Annotated in this window: 10 protein-coding genes and 2 pseudogenes; 3 read left to right on the forward strand and 9 right to left on the reverse strand. The window is 69.4% G+C overall.

The genetic code is table 11. The features are described from left to right. The first annotated feature begins 59 nt into the window (after window positions 1-59). Window positions 60-422: a metalloregulator ArsR/SmtB family transcription factor gene (locus StrepF001_RS24315; RefSeq protein ID WP_129800329.1), complete on the forward strand. Its 363-nt coding sequence runs from the start codon at window positions 60-62 to the stop codon at window positions 420-422. Between the two features lie 36 nt (window positions 423-458). Here the strand turns inward: StrepF001_RS24315 and lpdA are convergent, their stop codons facing one another. From lpdA to StrepF001_RS24360, 9 genes and pseudogenes are all read right to left on the reverse strand, one after another. After that, window positions 459-1,871 carry a dihydrolipoyl dehydrogenase gene (gene lpdA / locus StrepF001_RS24320; protein WP_129800330.1) on the reverse strand — a complete coding sequence of 471 codons (1,413 nt, stop codon included), beginning with the start codon at window positions 1,869-1,871 and terminating at the stop codon, window positions 459-461. Between the two features lie 134 nt (window positions 1,872-2,005). Further along, entirely contained in the window at window positions 2,006-2,431 is a 426-nt protein-coding gene (locus StrepF001_RS24325) for a CBS domain-containing protein (protein ID WP_129800331.1), read from the reverse strand. 26 nt (window positions 2,432-2,457) lie between these two features. Continuing rightward, window positions 2,458-3,099, reverse strand: coding sequence for a phosphoribosyltransferase (locus tag StrepF001_RS24330; protein WP_129800332.1), 642 nt, complete (start codon window positions 3,097-3,099; stop codon window positions 2,458-2,460). 107 nt (window positions 3,100-3,206) lie between these two features. Further along, window positions 3,207-7,142: a glycoside hydrolase family 2 TIM barrel-domain containing protein gene (locus tag StrepF001_RS24335; RefSeq protein WP_129800333.1), complete on the reverse strand. Its 3,936-nt coding sequence runs from the start codon at window positions 7,140-7,142 to the stop codon at window positions 3,207-3,209. Window positions 7,143-7,379: 237 nt separating this feature from the next. Then, window positions 7,380-9,147, reverse strand: a pseudogene (locus StrepF001_RS24340) (ABC transporter permease subunit). 5 nt (window positions 9,148-9,152) lie between these two features. Continuing rightward, window positions 9,153-10,676: an ABC transporter substrate-binding protein gene (locus StrepF001_RS24345; RefSeq protein ID WP_129800334.1), complete on the reverse strand. Its 1,524-nt coding sequence runs from the start codon at window positions 10,674-10,676 to the stop codon at window positions 9,153-9,155. A gap of 162 nt (window positions 10,677-10,838) precedes the next feature. Next, a pseudogene (locus tag StrepF001_RS24350) lies at window positions 10,839-11,084 on the reverse strand (macro domain-containing protein); the annotation flags it as partial. A 76-nt stretch (window positions 11,085-11,160) separates the two neighbouring features. Then, on the reverse strand, window positions 11,161-12,093 hold the full coding sequence (locus tag StrepF001_RS24355) for a hypothetical protein (protein ID WP_129800335.1): 933 nt from the start codon (window positions 12,091-12,093) through the stop codon (window positions 11,161-11,163). Further along, entirely contained in the window at window positions 12,093-12,563 is a 471-nt protein-coding gene (locus tag StrepF001_RS24360; protein ID WP_129800336.1) for a hypothetical protein, read from the reverse strand. The genes StrepF001_RS24355 and StrepF001_RS24360 overlap by 1 nt, the downstream gene beginning before the upstream one ends. Window positions 12,564-12,606: 43 nt before the next feature. Here StrepF001_RS24360 and StrepF001_RS24365 point away from each other — a divergent pair, with 43 nt between their 5' ends. Then, window positions 12,607-16,092 carry a CHAT domain-containing protein gene (locus StrepF001_RS24365; RefSeq protein WP_165396352.1) on the forward strand — a complete coding sequence of 1,162 codons (3,486 nt, stop codon included), beginning with the start codon at window positions 12,607-12,609 and terminating at the stop codon, window positions 16,090-16,092. 3 nt (window positions 16,093-16,095) lie between these two features. Next, window positions 16,096-17,598: a tetratricopeptide repeat protein gene (locus StrepF001_RS24370; protein ID WP_129800338.1), complete on the forward strand. Its 1,503-nt coding sequence runs from the start codon at window positions 16,096-16,098 to the stop codon at window positions 17,596-17,598. The last annotated feature ends 23 nt before the right edge of the window (window positions 17,599-17,621 follow it).

Below are 17,621 nucleotides of genomic sequence, written 5' to 3' on the forward strand. Positions count from 1 at the left end.
ATACAGGAACACATGAAGACTCGTTCATTCGTTCATGCGGGGTGGGTAGGATAGCCGTCATGGGTCATGGAGCCGTCACCGCCGCGCAGGACACCACGGAACGCGTACGTCTCGACGCGGACAACGTCGCCAAGGTGGCCACCACGCTCCAGGCCCTGTCCACCCCGTCCCGCCTGCTGATCCTCGCGCGGCTGCGCGAAGGACCGCTGCCCGCGACCGAGTTGGCCGCCGAGGTGGGCATGGAGCAGTCCGCGTGCTCGCACCAGCTGCGGCTGCTGCGCAACCTCGGCCTGGTGGTGGGCGAGCGTCGCGGCCGGTCGGTGGTGTACGCGCTGCACGACGACCATGTCGCCCAGCTCCTCGACCAGGCCGTGTACCACGTGGAGCATCTGCGGCTCGGCATCAGCGACGCCGCCGAGTAGCACCTATCGGCGGCGTCACGAACGCCCCGGACGTCCCTACATGTTGATCATGTGGCCGGCCAGGCCGTGCACGGCCTCCTGGAGCGCCTCGCCGAGGGTCGGGTGGCCGTGGACGTTGCGGGCCACCTCGTGGACGGTGAGGTCCCACTTCTGGGCCAGGGTCAGCTCGGGCAGCAGCTCGGTGACGTCGGGGCCGATGAGGTGGCCGCCGATCAGTTCGCCGTACTTCGCGTCGCTGATCAGCTTCACGAAGCCGGTGGTGTCGCCGAGGCCGTGCGCCTTGCCGTTGGCGGTGAACGGGAACTTGGCGACCTTGACGTCGTAGCCCAGCTCACGGGCCTGCGCCTCGGTGTAGCCGAAGCTGGCGATCTGCGGCTGGCAGTACGTGGCACGCGGGATCATCACGTAGTCGAGCTCCATCGTCTCGGCGTCCGCGATGGTCTCGGCGGCGACCACGCCCATGGCCTCGGCGGCGTGCGCGAGCATCAGCTTCGCGGTGACGTCACCGATGGCGTAGATGTGCGGGACGGAGGTGCGGCAGCGGCCGTCGACGTCGATCGCGCCGCGGTCGGTGACCTTCACACCCGTCTTCTCCAGCCCGTAGCCCTCGACGTTCGGCTGGAAGCCGATGGCCTGGAGGACCTTGTCGGCCTCGAGGATCTGCTGGGAGCCGTCCTTGGTGGTGACCGTGACGCGGACCTGCGGGCCGGACTCGTCGATGGCGTCGACGCGGGTCGAGGTGAGCACGTCGATGCCCAGCTTGCGGTACTGGCGGGCGAGTTCGGTGGAGACCTCGGCGTCCTCGAGGGGGGCGGCGCGGTCCAGGAACTCGACGACGGTGACCTTCACGCCGTAGTTGTTCAGGATGTACGCGAACTCGACACCGATCGCGCCGGCGCCCGCGATGATGATCGACTGCGGCAGTTCCTCGGCGAGGATCTGCTCCTCGAACGTCACCACGCGTGAGGTGCGGCGGGTGCCGGGCAGCAGCTTCGGGGTGGCGCCGGTGGCGATGATGCAGTGGTCGAAGCCGATGGTGCGGGACTCGCCGTCGTAGCCGGTGATCTGGAGGGTGTGCGGGTCGACGAACGTGCCGCGGCCGTCGTACTCCGTGATCTTGTTCTTCTTCATCAGGTAGTGGACGCCCTTGACCCGGCCGTCGGCGACCTTGCGGCTGCGCCGGAACGCCTCGCCGTAGTCGAAGGTGATCTGTCCGTCGGCCTTGATGCCGAAGGTCTTCGCCTCACGGGTGACGATGTGCGCGAGCTCGGCGTTGCGCAGCAGGGCCTTGGTGGGGATGCAGCCGACGTTCAGGCAGACACCGCCCCAGTACTTCTCCTCGACGACGGCGACACGTTTGCCCAGCTGGGCGGCGCGGATGGCGGCGACGTACCCGCCGGGGCCCGCTCCGAGAACGACGACGTCGAAGCGCTCGTCCTGCTCGTCCATGCGGAGGTCCCTTTCGGTGTGGTGAAGAGCGTTGGCCGGGTGTGGTGCGTAAGAGATTCTTTCGCCCCGCCTTGCTCCTCGCCACACTGATCCCTGTGACATGACGCGCGTCTCAGCCGCGGCGTGGGCCGGTTTCAGTGGTTGGGGGCGGCCCGGCTGATGTCCGCCAGGGCGGAGTGCGGATCCTCGGAGGTGGCGAGATCACCGAGGCTGATCATGCCGATGGGGCAGCCGCCGTGCTCGACGACGGGGATCCTGCGCACCGCGTGCCGGCGCATCAGTTCGATGGCGTGGTCGGTCGTGTCGTCGGGCGCAAGGGTCACCACGGGCGGCCGGGTGCACAGCGAGCCGACGGTGGTGGTGTTCGGGTCGAGCCCCTCGGCGACGGCCCGGACCGCGATGTCGCGGTCGGTGAGGACGCCGAACAGATCACAGTCGTAGGCCACCAGGACATCGCCGATGTCCTGCTCGCGCATCAGCCGCGCCGCCCGCGCCACGGTGGTCATCGGCTCGACCGAGGCCGTGCCGGGCGACATCACGTCGCGTATCTGCCTGGTCATGAACGCCTCCTGGGGGTACGGCCGGCTCAGCTGCCGTGCAGCGCGTCCAGCACGTCGTCGTCCGTCAGCTGCTCGAAGTCCTCGTACCAGAGCCCGACCGCGTGGAACGGGCTCGGCCGCATCAGGCACACCACGTCGTCGGCGTCGCCGCGCAGCAGGTCGGTCGCCTCGTGCGAGCAGACCGGCGCGGCGACGACCACCCGTTCGGGCTCGCGCCGGCGCACGGCCTGCACGGCGGCGCGGGCGGTCGATCCGGTGGCCAGCCCGTCGTCGACGAGGATCGCGGTACGTCCCTTCAGTTCGGCGGCGGGGCGGCCCTGCCGGTAGCGCTGCTCGCGCCGGTGCAGTTCGGCCCGTTCCCGGGTCACCACCGGGGCGAGCTCCTCCTCGGTCAGGCCCAGCTGGTTCAGGGCCCGGGCGTCGAACAACGGGGGGTCGTCGCCCGCGATCGCTCCGACGCCGAACTCCTCGTGGGCAGGCGCGCCGATCTTGCGGACGACAAGCACGTCGAGCGGGGCGCCGAGCGCCCGTGCGACCTCCCGGGCGACCGTGACGCCACCGCGAGGCAGGGCGAGCACGACGGGGTCCGGGAGGGTGCCCTTCTCCTGCAGGATGCGCAGATGCTCGGCCAGCTCCCGGCCGGCGTGCGCGCGGTCTCGGAAACTCATGTCCCACCACCTGCCTGCTGCTGGTCTCGCCCTGTGTCGGTACGGGTTTCCCCAGGGCGCCGGGCGACACACCGACGATCACGGGTGTCGCCCGGGGGGCCCGGCGGCTACCCGGAGAAGTCCCCGGCCGTGGGCCGGCGTGCCGCCGACGTCGCCCGGCGTACGTCGGTGAGGGGACGCAGCCGGTAGGTGAAGGAGTAGTCACGGTCGGCGAACAGCTTGTACTCGTCGTGGGTGTGCGCGCCCCAGCTGTTGTCGCCGCCCACGCCCATCTGGCGGTGGTTGACGCGCAGGACGACCTCGTCCCGCGGAGTGAGCTGGTAGTCGTGGCGCACCCCGGACGACAGGTCCTCCGGGGTGAAGTGCGAGGCGTTGACCTCCAGCAGCGGCTCACCGGAGACGAGCAGACCGGAGCCGCCCCGGTCGGTGAGCGCGACCCAGCGGACGTCCGTCTTGTTGCCGTTCTCCTGCGGGCGGATGTACGGCGTCCACTGCCCGGAGACGGTCCCGGAGTACACGCCCACGTCGGTGCCGTCGTTGCGGTCCCAGTGGTTCTCCTCGGGCCCGCGGCCGTAGTAGCGCAGATACTCGAAACGCCCCGGCAGGAACAGCAGCGTGCCGACCTCCGGGATGTACGGCAGGGACGCGGCGCCCGGGTGGAGGGTGTTGTCGACCTTGATCTCGCCGTTGCCGAAGACCGTGTACGTGGTGGTGTACGCGGACTCGACGGTGGTGGGCAGCGTACCGCTGACCTTGATCTCGACGGCCCTGTCGCGCAGGGCGCGCACGCTCACGTCCGTCACCGTGCGCCGGGCGCCCGCGTCGCGCCAGGTCTGGTTGCGGGTGTGCTGGCCGTTGCCGCGGTCGTTCTCGGTGGGCGCCCGCCAGAAGTTCGGCGCGGGCCCGGAGGTGATGAGCCGGGTACCCCCGGCCTCGTACGACGTGATGACGCCGCTGCTCTTGTCGACGGTGACGGAGAAGCCCTTGCCCTGCACCGTGACGTCGTTGTCCCCTTCCTCGTACCGCAGCGCCGGCACGCTCTCCAGCGGTACGGGCGTCACGGCCGGGCTGTCGGCGTCGACGGGAAGCTGCTGCTTGGCCACCTCGAAGCCGGCCTTCGCCCACGGGGTGGATTCCTTGAGGGTGAAGGAGAGCTGGAGGAAGTACTCGGCGCCCGGGCCCGGGTCCTCCGGCAGCTTCACCGGCACCGTGATGTCCTTGCTGCTGAGCGGAGGGACGTCCAGCTGGGCGCGGCTCAGCTTTCCGCGCTGCACGACCTCTCCGTCCGCGACGAGGGCCCAACGGCCGTCGAACTCACGGAGGTTGGTGAACAGGTACTCATTGGTGAGGGTGACCGCGGCTCCGGGAGCCAGTGAGTCGCCGGAGGCCGGCGCCGCGCCCACGGCCTGGTAGATCTGCTTGATCTCGGCCGCTTTGCCGGTGTGCCGGCGGTCGGCGGTGACGATGCCGTCCGCGTTGGAGGTGCCGTCGTTGGGGTTGTCGCCCCAGTCACCGCCGTACGGGAAGAAGGTCTTTTCGCGAGGCCGCTTCTCGGCGAGTCCGACGGTGGCCGCGTCGAACCAGAACCGCACACCCTCGTCACCGGGACCGCGGCCGTCGGAGCCGAGCTCGCCCGCGCTCAGCGCACGGGCGTACACGCGCGCCCGGCGGATCGTACCGCTGAACTCCCGGGTCGGGTTGTCCACGTCGGCGGCGAGCGAGAGGGGCGCGGTGTTGCTGCTGGGCTTCCGCGTGGTGGTCCGGGTGGCCTTCACCGCGCCGTCGACGTAGAGGGTCAGCGTGCCGGCGTCCGCGTCGAAGACACCGGCGATGTGGTGCTCACTGCCGGTCCAGCCGTCCGGGAGGGCCCAGCTCGCGCTGATCCACTGGCCGCCGCCGTAGATGAAGAACTCCAGGGTCTTGTTGGTCTGCTTGAGGGCGTACTGGGTGTCGCCCTTGGCGAGGATGGGCTGGTGGTAGCCGGTGTAGTGCGGGGTGACCCAGGCCTCCAGGGTGAGCGAGCCCGTGAGGTCGAGGCGCTCGTCGCGAGGGAAGACGGTGGCGCCCACGACGCCCTTGGCACGGTCGAAGGTGCCGCTCGCGGTGAGGATCTCACCGCGCAGCTTGCCGGGCCCGGACTCGGTGAGGATCTTCCGGGTGGGCACGGGCCAGCTCAGTGACTGGTCGACGAAGTCCCAGATCCAGCCGCCCTGGAGGACGTCGTAGCGGCGGACGATGTCCCAGTACTTCTTGAGGTTGCCGTTCGAGTTCCCCATCGCGTGGGCGTACTCGATCATGACGTACGGCCGGGTGTCGTTCGTGTCCTTCGCGCGCTGCTCGACGCGGGAGGGGCTGTCGTACATCTCCGACCGGATGTCGCTGATCGTCGGCCGGTCGTCGCCCTCGTACTGGACGACGCGGGTGGTGTCGTACGACTTGATCCAGTCGCGCATGGCGACGAACGTGCTGCCGCCCCCGGCCTCGTTGCCGAGCGACCAGATGACCACCGAGGCGTGGTTCTTGTCGCGGTGGACCATGCTCTGGGCCCGGGCGACGCACGCCTTGGTCCAGTCGGCGTGGTTGCCCGGGTACTCGTCGCGGATGCCGTGGGTCTCGAGGTTGGTCTCGTCCACGAGGTAGAGGCCGTACTCGTCCGCGAGTTCGTACCACAGGGGGTTGTCGGGGTAGTGCGAGGTGCGGACGCTGTTCATGTTCATCCGCTTGATGATCTCGATGTCCTCGACCATGTGCGCACGAGTGAGCGCCATGCCGCTGTCGGGGTGCATCTCGTGCCGGTTCGTTCCCCGGAAGGACACGGGCTTGCCGTTGATCCGCATCAGCCCGTCCTTGAGTGCGAACTCGCGGAGGCCGACGCGGTGCGAGAGGGTCTCGATCACCTTGCCGGCCGGATCGCGCAGCCGGAGCACGGCGGTGTAGAGGTTCGGGTGCTCGGCCGACCAGAGCTTCGGGGCGGGCACGGCCCTGGCGGCCTCGACGGTGACCTCCTCACCGGCCGGGACGTCGGCGGACTGCTGCAGGGGCCGGGGCCACACGGGGTGACCGTCGGCGTCGTACAGCATGGTGTCGACGGTGTACCGCCCACTGTCGCCACCCCCGTAGTCGCGCACGCTCGCGGTGACCTTCAGCTCGGCGGCCTTGTAGTCGTCACTCAGCGGGGTGTCCAGCTTGAAGTCGCGCAGGTGGACGTCCGGCGTGGAGTAGAGGTAGACCGAGCGGAAGATCCCGCTCAGCCGGATCATGTCCTGGTCCTCCAGCCAGTCACCGTCGGAGAAGCGGTACACCTCCACGGCGATCTGATTGGTGCCGGGCTTGAGGTACGGAGTGATGTCGTACTCGGCGGGGGTGAACGAGTCCTCGGCGTACCCCACCAACTGCCCGTTGATCCACACGTAGTGCGCGGACTTGACCCCTTCGAAGTGCAGGAAGGTCCGCCGGCCCGCCCAGCCGCGCGGCACGGTGAAGGTGCGTCTGTACTGCCCCACCGGGTTGTACCGCGTCGGCGCCGCCGGGGGCTGCGCCTCCTCGCCGAGCCCGTTGGGTCCCCACCACGGGTAGGTGATGTTGACGAAGATCGGGCGGTCGTAGCCGTGCATCTGCCAGACGGAGGGGACGGGGATGCTGTCCCAGTCGCTGTCGTCGAGGTCGGTGCGGTGGAAGTCGGTGTCCCGGTCGTCGGGACGGTCGGCGTAGGCGAACTTCCACTGTCCGTCCAGGCTTTGCCGGTACGGCGAGCGGGTGCGGTCGGCGGCCAGGGCCTGTGCGACGTCGGCGTACGGCATGAGGGTGGTGTGCGGCGGTTCGGTGCCCAGCCGGAAGACTGCGATGTTCCCGTTCCACTCGGGGGATCCGTCCGCCGCCGCGCTCCGGCCGGCGGGGTGCGCGGCGGCGTCCCGGGCGGGCGAGGACAGGGCGAGCGCGCCGAGGACGGCGGCACCGGACTCCAGGAGTCGACGGCGACTGACGAAGGCCCGCTGCTCGGGGCGGGCCGGCTGATCGGCGGGAAACACGTGCGGGTGCGGCATGACCGTGTCCTTCCTCGGAACGAACAGTGCGCTGCACGAACGGAGAGCGGCTCAACTCACGGTGAACTCACGGTGCTGAAACAGCAGTTGCCGGCGTTACGGATCGCGGCTCGTGATGACGGAGTCGGCTGCTGCACCCGGCTCACCCTAGAACTTCGAACACAACCGAAGCAATTACCCCGTCGGAGTCTGTGTGTTCCTGATGGGGTGATCGACTGGTGGGGGTGCCTTCGGCTGTTATGGGCGCACGCGCCGCTTCCCGCCCCGTCCCAGCGCCGTGCCCGACACGGCGAGTACGGAGAGCAGGACGAGCGCACCGGCCGGGCCGAGTACGGTCCAGGGGGCCAGTTCCACGTACGGCTGGTTCTCCGACAGCAGGCGGCCCCACTCCGGCGTGGGCGGCTGCTCGCCCAGGCCGAGGAAGCCGAGGGAGGCCAGAACGAGGACCGTGGTGGGCAGCCGCAGCAGGGCGTTGCGCAGGACGGCGGGCAGCACCGCGGGCAGGTAGTGGTGGCGCAGCACATACGTCGGTCCGGCGCCGAACGACAGCGACGCCAGCATGTGCCCGCTCGCCCGTTCCTGTTCGAGCAGCGCCGCGGTCTGGGCGGCGTAGGGGCTCCAGCCGACCAGGCACACCGCGAGCGCCGCGCCCCACACCGACGGTCCGGTCACAGCCGTCGTCAGCAGTCCGGCGAGAACGGCCGGCAGCGTCGACACCACCTCCGTCAGGCCCGCGCCCGCCTGCGCCGCCATACCGAGCAGCAGTCCGGTGAGGGTGCAGATCGCCGTCACCGTCAGGGCCACGCCCGCCGTGCGCAGCGCGCCGTGGCCCAGCCGGGCCAGCAGATCACGGCCGAGTGAATCCGTACCCAAGGGGTGCGCGGCCGAGGGCGGCAGCAGTCGGGCCGCCGTGTCCACGTGCAGGGGATCACGCAACAGACCCGCCACGACGAGGGTGAGCAGGGCGACGGCGCAGAATCCGGCGACCCACCACTGGGAGCGGCGCCGCGGAAGGGCGGGCGGATGCAGGGCGGGCAGGGCGCCGTCGCGCAGGGCGGGGCCGAGGAGAGCGCGCCGCAGGGCCTGGACGAGCAGGCCGGCGGCGACACCCAGCAGGACGAGGATCAGGGTTGCGGTCTGCAACGGCGGGAGATCCTGGGCCACGGCGGAGTCCAGGGCAAGCCGGCCGAGCCCCGGAATGTTGAAGATCTTCTCCACGGCGACCGCGCCGCCGACCAGGGCCACGACGGTCGGCAGGAGCTGCGGGAGCACACCGGACAGTGTGCGGCGCAGCGCGTGCCGCGCGATGCGGCCCGGCGCGTACCCGAAAGCGTGCCAGGTCCTTGCCCACGGCTCGTGGAAGGCGGCGGGCAGCGACTGGCCGAGCAGACCGCCGATCATCGCCCCGGACGGCACACCGAGGGCGAGCGCCGGCAGCACCATCGCCTGCGGTCCCTCCCAACCGCTGGACGGGAACCAGTCCAGCCACACCCCGAACACGGTGGCGAGCAGCGAGGCGAGCAGGAACTTGGGCAGCGCGGCGAGGACGGCGGCCCCGGTGCCCGCCGCCCCGGCGCAGCCGTCGGCGGGATCCGAGACGGAGGGTGCGGGCGCTGAGCAGCGCGGCCACCGCGACGGTGACCACGAGCGCCCCGAGCATCAGCGTGACGGAGACCGCGAAGGCGGCCGTCACCTGGGGCAGGACCGCCTCGCCCGACACCCAGGAGGTACCCGCGTCGCCGCGCGGCAGTCCGCCCAGCCAGTGCGCGAGGTGCGCGAACGGCCCCTCGTCCAGGCCCAGTTGTTCCCGTACGGCGGCCAGCTGCCCGGGGGTCGGATCCTGGTCGGCGGAGCGGGCCCGCAGGACCGTCAGCGCGGGGTCGGTCCCGGACAGCCAGGGCAGCAGGGAGACAGCCGTCAGCAGGGCGGCCCCGGCGACGACACGGCCGACTCCCGCGCGCCAGCGGGTCGGGCGGGAGTCGGCACCGACCGACACAGCACTCATCGCTGCTACTTCACGCGGGTGTCGATGTCGACCAGCGAGCGCTCGCGGGGGTCGAGGAGCACGCCCTCGACATCGCTGCCGATGCCCTGCACGACCTTCTCGTGGACCAGCGGCACAACGGCATCGGTGCGCAGGATCTCCGCCTCGGCCTTCATGATCTTCTGCTGCCGCTGCGCCGTGTCGTCCTCCTCGGCGGCGGCCTCGATGGCCTGGTCGACCGGCGCGTCCTTCAGGCCCGCGATGTTGTAGACGCCGTCGGAGGTGTAGTCGCTCGCGAGGTACGCGACCGCGTCACCGGTGTCGAGCAGTGTCACCCGGGAGAAGACGAGCGCGTCGTACTTCCCGGCGAGGAGGTCGGCCTCCATCTGCGTGTACTCGCGTACGTCCTGTTTCACGGTGAACCCGGCCTTCTCCAGCTGCTGTTGGAGGACGGTCGCGGCCTCGGGCAGTTCCGCACGGTTGGTGTAGGTGGCGAGGCGCAGGGTCTTGCCCTTGGTCTTCGCCTTGACCTGGGCGGTGGTCGCGGCCTCGGTGCGGCCGGTCACCTCGACGCGGTTGTCGGCCGCCCAGGAGACGGCGGGCCCGAACAGGCCCTGCGCGGGGTCGGCGTACCCGCCGAAGACGGAGTCGACGAGGGCCGACCCGTCCACGGCCTCGCGGGCGGCCGCGCGCAGCGTCCCGTCGGTGAAGATGCCGCTGCCGGTGTTGAGCACGAGACTGTCGGTCCGTACGGAGGGCACTTCGTGGCGGGTGTCCTCGTCCAGCAGCTCCGCCTGGGCGGTGGGTATCCACTCGGCGATGTCGACATCGCCGCTCCGTAGGGCGTTGGCGCGGGCGGTACCGTCGGCGATCCAGGTCACGTCGATGCCGGATGCCTCGGCCTTGCCGCCCCAGTACCCGTCGAAGCGGTCGAGCGTGGCCTTGGTCTTTCCGGTGAGCTTCGTGATCTCGAAGGGGCCGGTACCGGTGCCGACCGGGCTGACGGTGCCGTCCTTCGCGTATGCCTTCGGGGAGAGGATGCCCAGCGCGGGGCTGGCTAGCCGCAGCGGGAGCACGGGGTCGGCAGCCTTGGTGCTGATGGTGACGGTGTCGGCGTCCTCGGCCCTGGCGGTCAGCGTCACGTCACTGAGGACGCGGGGCTTGGTCTCGGCTGCGCCTGCGTGGTCCAGCGCGTTGACGACGGACTCGGCGGTGACGCCGGTGCCGTCCTGGAAGGTGGCCTTGCGCAGCTCGAACGTCCAGGTGGTGCTGTTGGCCTGCGTCCAGGACTTCGCGAGCGCGGGCGCGGCGGCTCCGTCCTCGTCCAGCGCCGTGAGGCCTTCGGCCACGGAGAGCTTGCTCAGCACGGTGGCGTCGTTGCTGTACGGGGACAGGGCCTGCACCGGCGGCACCGCGAGGGCGACCTTCAACCGACCGGCCGATCCCGCTCCGGCATCCGAAGCGGCTCCGCCCTCGCCCGACACGAAGCAGCCGGCCAGCAACGGAGGGAGAGCAAGCGCCGCGAAGAGGCCACGGAAGGTCGTGCGCATGGGTGTTCCTGTCGTGCGGGAAGGACGGTCACGCCCCGGCGCACAGGCGCGGCGCCGAGGGCCGCGTCAGCATATAAGGCAAGCCTTACCCAACCTCACGCGGGTAGGTGAAATCTCAACCACTGAGATCATGACCGGGCTGTCGATCAGCGGATCTGCCTGGGCGAACGCCTCGTACGCCCGCTCGCCGAAGAGGACGAAGGTGACTTCCTCGACGGCCGTCTCCGTCTCCCGCACGGTCTGTACGGCGATACGGGCGGCGTCGTCCATCGGCCACCCGTAGATGCCGGCAGAGACGGCCGGGAACGCGACGGTGCGGGCGCCCAACTCGTCGGCCACGCGCAGGGACTCGCGATAGCAGGAGACGAGCAGGGCCGGGCGGTCCTCCTGCTCGGAGAACACAGGACCCGGTCTGAAGCATTTACCCATCAGGTCATGCAGCCAGTGCTACTGCCGCCCGCCATGGGATCCGTCGGAACGGATCTCAGGTGTCGGACGCCTGAACCCGGAGGACGCGGGTGACACGGTCGGCCACGGCGGGCGAGAACGTGTAAGGGCACGGCACGCCCATACGCCTGGCAGCCTCTCGGAGATACAGGTCCACCGCACTTTCGATCAGCGGCACCAGGGTGTCGATCGCCACCCGGCCCCGCCGGTGCCCGGTCACCAGTAGGACCACTCCGAGCGCGGCCGCCGGCCACCAGAAGGTGACGGCGGCGACCCCCAGTAGTCCACCACCCCACGCGGCCGTCCGGCCGGCCCCGGTGAGAGTGTCCCGGACGCCCTGGATGTCGTCTCGCACCTGGCCATCGGCGACGGACCAGATGTGGGGCCAGATCTCGGCCAGGTCCATCCGGTACCGCTTCTCCACCCTGGCCGTGGCGCCCGCCATGCGCTGCGCCATCCAGGTGGGCTGATCCGGCAAACGTTCCGAATAGGCGTTCCTTCTGGACAGCAGGCGCCGGAGTTCGGTGGACCGGGAGTGGGTGTCGATGCCGCGGCGCCGGTTGCGCACCAATTCCTGTCGCGCTTCCGCTTCGACCGTGCGGTACGCCTGTTCCTTCCGGCTCCATCGCCACTCCCGCCACCGGACGAGCAGGTTCACATACCAGTCGGGCCCGGCGGGAAGCCAGAGTCGCTCGACCAGGCCGCCCGCGGAAGACGCCACCAAGCCGGCGACGGCCGCACCGAGGAGCACGACCGAGGCGGCCATGACGAGTCCGGCGGGCTCCTGGTACGCCTTGTCCGTACTCACGGACCTGACGTAGGCACGGAGATGGGCGAGGTCGAGCGCGCGGGTGAACCCCTGATGCCGCCCCACGAGCACACACGCCACGAACAGCAGGCCCGGCCCGAGGAGGACTGCCGCCCAGCGTTCCGCGGCCTTCTTGGACAGTTCCTGCAGGAAGGTGTTCATCAGGCCAACCGCACGCGTTCCAGCGGCCGTTCGGCGAGCGAGCACCGCGCGTCTTCGGACTCCACCCGGTCACACCGCTTCAAGGGGCAGACGTAGCAGAAGACTTCGGGGGCCGGGTTACGCACTCCCGGCAGCGGACTCCACGAACGGTTCGGCCGGGTGAGCCCATGGAGACCGATCGAGGCGAGCGCCTTGTCGATGGCGTCCAGCGTTGCAGAGAGCCCAGCCGGATCGGCACTCTCCTGAGTGATCAATGCGATGAAGGTGTCCAGCAGTTCCCCGGCGCCGGCCTCTTCGAACATGTCCGCGAGATCGCCATTTCGGCCGTTTTCCCGGCACAATCGTTCCACACGCTCGGCGAGTTCCGCCGACATCGGATCGTCTTCGAGGGGCGATACGTGATCGGTCACCGAGCCGAGGTTACCGACAGAAGCCTCGAGCGGCATCACTACGGAAACAACGGGGGTCATGATGCGGCAAGTCCTCCTCGCACGCATCCAGAGGCGAGTCAGGATGGCGGAGGCCGGAGCCGCCGCCGAGACGGTCCTGTCCCGTGAAGGACTGGCGGACGCGGCGGCACTGCTGGCTCGCTACCGCGCCCCCGGAATCGACCTTCCCGCTCTGAAGGCCTGCGGCATGCTCTTCTTCCATCGCGCCCTGAGGCAGGGACGGGGAAGCCGCACCAGCGTCCGGGATTCCGCCGCGGCAGGCCAGTTGTTCGCCGCGGTGCATGTATTGAGCCCGGACGAACTGCCAGCGCCTTTCAACGACATGTACCGCAAACTGGGTATGGACCCGCACGACCTGTTCTCCAGCGGTACCGGGTTCACCACCGACCCGTTGGTGTGGTGGGACTTGGGCTTTGAGGTCCTGCGCAGTGACCCGGAGTCGATGGAGGTCCCCCACCTCACCCTTGTCGCCGACCTTTTTCGCCTCACCCGGCTGTCGGCGACACCGGATCACCCGCTTTACTCCGATCTCATCCCCATGCTGGGCACCCGGTTATGCCTGTTGCGATCGGCGACGCAGGACGTGAAGGTGGCGGCCGAGGCATTCGAGGTCTGCGGCACAGCTCTGGACCTGCTGACCGAGAACGATCCTCAGCGCCCGCTCTTCCTGCGCAACCACGGCAGAGAGGCGATCGTACTGGCCGACCAGCTGGACGACGCCGATGCGGCGCGTACGGCCGTCGAACGCTGCCGGGAAGTCGTCCGGCTCCCCGACGCCGACAGCCCCGACCAGGTGAACCTGGGCAGTGCACTCGCCGAGTGCGCGCGCCTCACCGAGGACGAGCAGCTGTACGGGGAGGCACTCCGTACGTTCTGGCAGCTCGCGCATTCCTCATCGGAACTGCACATGATGGCCTTCGACAATCTCAAGGCCCTGCTGCACCGGCTGTTGGCGGACCCCCGGTACACGGGCACGGTTTCCGAGTTCTGCCGGTCGGCCCTCCCCGAACCGGGCGAGGAGACGTTCGCCGACGGCCCGGTCCTGCAGGCGATGTGGTCACTGAAGAGCGTGGCGAACCAGAACAGGCACGATCCACGCGCCCTGGCCTCCATGGTGGCTCTGGCGCGCAGACTGCTCGCCGTGGCCGTGGACGACGACTCCCGGCGAGAGGCGGCCCTCGCCGCGGCAACCGCCCTTCACCAGCACGCCCAGCTGACCCATTCCGCCACCGAGGCTCGCGAAGCCATCGCTCTGGCTCAGACCGGTCTCGACATCACCGAACGTGTGGAGCCCTCACAGGCATTCATCTTCAGGCATGCCTTGGCCTCTGCCAACGGTGTCCTCTACGAGGTGACGGGGGACTCCGAAACACAGCGGGAAGCCGTCCATCAGGGGCAACTCGCTCTGGACAGCATGGACGGCGCGGACGACGTGCAGCGAGCGACGGCGCTCGCCAACCATGCCGGCATTCTGCACCGTTATGCGGCACGTATGGCTGACAGGTCGCGTCTGCACAAGGCTCTGGCCTTCCAGCAAGAGGCGAGCGAGGTCCGTGACCTGCCCAGCAGGCTCAGAGTCACCTTGCTCTGCGGGCTTGCTGGCATGCTCACCGATCTCCACGTCCTGGAAGAACCGGAGACGCTGGAAAATCTCCACCAGGCCGTAGCGGCGGCCGAGCAGGCGCTCTCTCTCGCCGAACCCGGCGTCGGAAGCGAGGGCCAATTCGCCCGCCACGAGCTGATGCACGCCAAGCGGCTCCTGGGTGTGGCGACGAACGACCCCGAGGCACTGCGCGCCGTCGTCGCCCTCGCAGATGAAATCCTCGCCGCCGACGAGGAAGTAGTGGTCAAAGGGATCGCTCAAACCGCCGAGTTGGAACGCGCGCGTGCTCTCGGCTCGCTGGCACGGATGGAGAACAGCGTCGAACACCGCCGAGCGGCCTTCGCCGGCCTGGACCGCGTCGTGGACTCGACCGAGATACGTCCATGGGTACGCATGCAGGCTGCCATCGCCCAATTGCAGATGTCCGATCACACTGACCGCAAGTCGCTGGACCAGATCGCCAAAGCAGTCGATCTCCTCCATCTCAACGTGACGTCAGGTGTCCTGTGGGACGACCGGGCCCACGTGGTCCGTACGTTCGCCGCACTGACCGAGGAGATCGTGCTGACCGGGCTCGGCGCCAACCAGCCCGGACGAACCCTCGAGTTGCTGGAGAGGAGCCGAAACCTCCTGTTCCAGGACCTCGGCACCAGCTTCCGTCTCGGTCCGGAACACGCCGGCTTCAAGGCAGAGATCGAAGTGTTGTCGGACCGGCTGCGTGCCCTGGACGCCAAGGACCGCGCCGCACCGGGCCGGCAGGACGAACGGCGAGAATTGAACCGCGAGATCCTCCGTGAGCGGGCGAAGCTGATGGAGGAATGGAACCGCCTCAAGGGACTCCTCCCCCGGGAAGACTCCGCCGATCCGACCCTCTTGGCAACCGGGGGGCCGGTCGTCGAGGTGGTGTCGACCTCTGAAGGCGGGTATGCCTTTCTGCTCACCGGCGATCGCACCGAACCGGTCCGAGTCCTCCCGCTTCCTGAACTCGGCGCCAGAACGGCCCACGACCGTGTCCTCACCTTTCTGACCGCCCGCGAGTACGCCACCGAGGACAGGTTTCCCAGCCGGGTGCGCCTGCGGGCACAGGGGGAGGTACGTGACACTCTCGCCTGGCTCTGGCAAGTGGCGGCCCGCCCCATCGTCGAGGCCCTCGGATTCGCCTCCACACCCCGGGGCGCCTGGCCCCGCATGTGGTGGTGCCCGGTCGGCTTCCTGGGCCACTTCCCCTGGCACGCGGCCCAATCGGCCCAGGGGGACGGTGTCCTCGACCGGGTGATCTCCTCCTACACCACCAGTCTGCGCTCCCTGCACTTTGCGCGGAGTGTCCCGGATCCGGCCCACGGCGAGCGGGCGTTGATCGTGGCACAGCCCGAGGTGCCCTCTGCCGAGCCGTTGCGAGGAGTCGAACGCGAGGTGGCGGCTGTACGCCGGTTCGTCCCGCGGTCGACGCTCCTGGAGAAGGCCGACGCGACGAAGGACAACGTGCTCAAGGCCCTTCAGTCCCACTCGATCGTCCACCTGGCCTGCCATGCCGAGAGCGACGTCCACTCACCCGGGCGGAGCCGGCTCCTTCTCGTGGACCACGAGGAGTCGCCACTGACTCTGGCCGACCTCGCCGGGATGCGCCTTGCCGAGCGCCAGCTCGCCGTGCTGTCGGCGTGCAGCACGTTCCAGATCACTCCCGCGCTGGCGGACGAGGCCCTGCATGTCACGGCGGCTTTCCAGCAGGCAGGATTCCGGCATGTCGTCGGTGCGATGTGGCCTGTGGGTGACGACGTCGCCACAGCCGTCTCCGACAGGTTCTACGACCGGCTCACCGGTTCGGCCGCCCATCCGCCGCAGACGGATCTCGCCGCCCTGGCCCTGCACGACGCCGTGTCATCACTCCGCCGCCAGTACAGTGCTGCGCCCACCAAGTGGGCCTCCTTCGTCCACCTGGGGGCCTGACGCATGACCGGTTTCGACAGCCTCTCCGTACCCGCACGCGAACTGCTGGGCCGGGCCGCCTGGCTGGCTCCTGAGCACGTGCCGGAGGACTTGACCCTGGCCCTGCTTCCCGATGCCTCGGACGGCGTGGTCGCTGAACTCGTCCGGGCCCGCCTCGTGTCACCGCATCCGGGCGGCGGTTTCGTGATGGAGACACGGACCGGGGAGTCGGTTCGCTCGGCCTTCGGAGAAGGGGGCAGGGACGAAGCCGTTCTGGCGATGAGCCGTTACCTCGGTGACGAGGGATCTCCCGGCGAAGTGGCACGCTGTCTGAACCTGCTTCCTCACCTGGTCCACTGGGCAGGGCTGACACATCCTGAGGACGACGTCGTGGACGGCGCCATGCTGATGAACAGGGTCGTCGTTCTGCTGCTCCACCAGGAGATCAGCGAGCCGGCGCTGCCTCTGGCCGAGCGCGTCGTGCGCACCTGCGAGATCCACATGGGTGCCGAGGACCTGAGGACATGGCGCACCCGGTGCATTCTGGCCTCCGTCCTCAACCAGAACGGTCACGTCCGCAGGGCCGTCCGGCAGGCGGAGAAGGTGATCGCCGGGGTCTCCGCCCTGTACGGCGAGGACCACCCCCAGGTGTGGACGACCCGGCAGAACCTGGGAGCCATGTACATGCGTCTGCAGGAGTTCGACCGCGCGGTCTCCCTCGTCCGGCAGCTCATCGAGCACCACACGGCGGTCTCGGGGCCGAGGGACCGGAAAGCCCTCATGGCACGCCACAACCTCGCCGTAGTCCTGCAGAAGGCAGGGCGCCTCGCCGAAGCGGTGGAGATCTGGGAGGCATGTGTCCCTGAGTGCAACATGTTCCTCGGCGTCACGGATCCCGACACTGTGGACGTCCGCCAGTCGCTCACCGCGGCACTCGAGGAGCAGGCCGGACTGGACACCTCCGGCATGAGCCTGGAGGAGGCGGAACGCATGATCGAGCATGCCTCCGGGGAGCCCGGACGAGTCACCCAGCGGTATCTGGCGGTACTGGTCCATCGGGCAACCCTCCTCCGGAACCAGGGACGTCTGGACGAGGCGGAGTTCGAGTTCGGCAAGGCCATCGACCTGGGAAGCAAGGAGATCGGACCGGGCCATCCCATCGTCGTCTCGGCCCACTACCGGCTTGCCCTCGTCCATGACCTCCGTGGACAGGACGATCTGGCGCTGGCGGTCGCCGAACGCGGCTTGCGGGAATGTGAGCGGTCGCTCGGCAGGAGACACCAGGAGACTCTGTTCACGGTCACCTGCGTCCTGAGCATGCTCGCGAAACAGAATCGGGTGGCCGAGCTGCAGCAGATGATCGAGGAATGGCTCGCGGACATCATCGAGAGCTGGGGGTTCGCCCATCCGGTGGTCCGTGAACTGGCGAGGCACCGGTCCGGCCTGGCCCTCTACGGAGCCGAGTGGGCCAGGCCGACACGCAGCCCCTCGGAAAGCCCTGGCGCCGAGCCGACGGACGCCTCTTGACGTACACGGCAGACACGGCTGTC

The organism is Streptomyces sp. F001, from assembly GCF_004187715.1.
Taxonomy (GTDB): domain Bacteria; phylum Actinomycetota; class Actinomycetes; order Streptomycetales; family Streptomycetaceae; genus Streptomyces; species Streptomyces flavusporus.

Excerpts from the sequence above, each read along its gene's own strand:
- StrepF001_RS24365 (WP_165396352.1), top strand. The coding sequence starts at position 12,607 with ATGGCGGAGGCCGGAGCCGCCGCCGAGACGGTCCTGTCCCGTGAAGGA.
- StrepF001_RS24315 (WP_129800329.1), top strand. The coding sequence starts at position 60 with ATGGGTCATGGAGCCGTCACCGCCGCGCAGGACACCACGGAACGCGTA.
- StrepF001_RS24345 (WP_129800334.1), bottom strand. The coding sequence starts at position 10,676 with ATGCGCACGACCTTCCGTGGCCTCTTCGCGGCGCTTGCTCTCCCTCCG.
- StrepF001_RS24325 (WP_129800331.1), bottom strand. The coding sequence starts at position 2,431 with ATGACCAGGCAGATACGCGACGTGATGTCGCCCGGCACGGCCTCGGTC.
- StrepF001_RS24355 (WP_129800335.1), bottom strand. The coding sequence starts at position 12,093 with ATGAACACCTTCCTGCAGGAACTGTCCAAGAAGGCCGCGGAACGCTGG.
- lpdA (WP_129800330.1), bottom strand. The coding sequence starts at position 1,871 with ATGGACGAGCAGGACGAGCGCTTCGACGTCGTCGTTCTCGGAGCGGGC.
- StrepF001_RS24370 (WP_129800338.1), top strand. The coding sequence starts at position 16,096 with ATGACCGGTTTCGACAGCCTCTCCGTACCCGCACGCGAACTGCTGGGC.
- StrepF001_RS24335 (WP_129800333.1), bottom strand. The coding sequence starts at position 7,142 with ATGCCGCACCCGCACGTGTTTCCCGCCGATCAGCCGGCCCGCCCCGAG.
- StrepF001_RS24330 (WP_129800332.1), bottom strand. The coding sequence starts at position 3,099 with ATGAGTTTCCGAGACCGCGCGCACGCCGGCCGGGAGCTGGCCGAGCAT.
- StrepF001_RS24360 (WP_129800336.1), bottom strand. The coding sequence starts at position 12,563 with ATGACCCCCGTTGTTTCCGTAGTGATGCCGCTCGAGGCTTCTGTCGGT.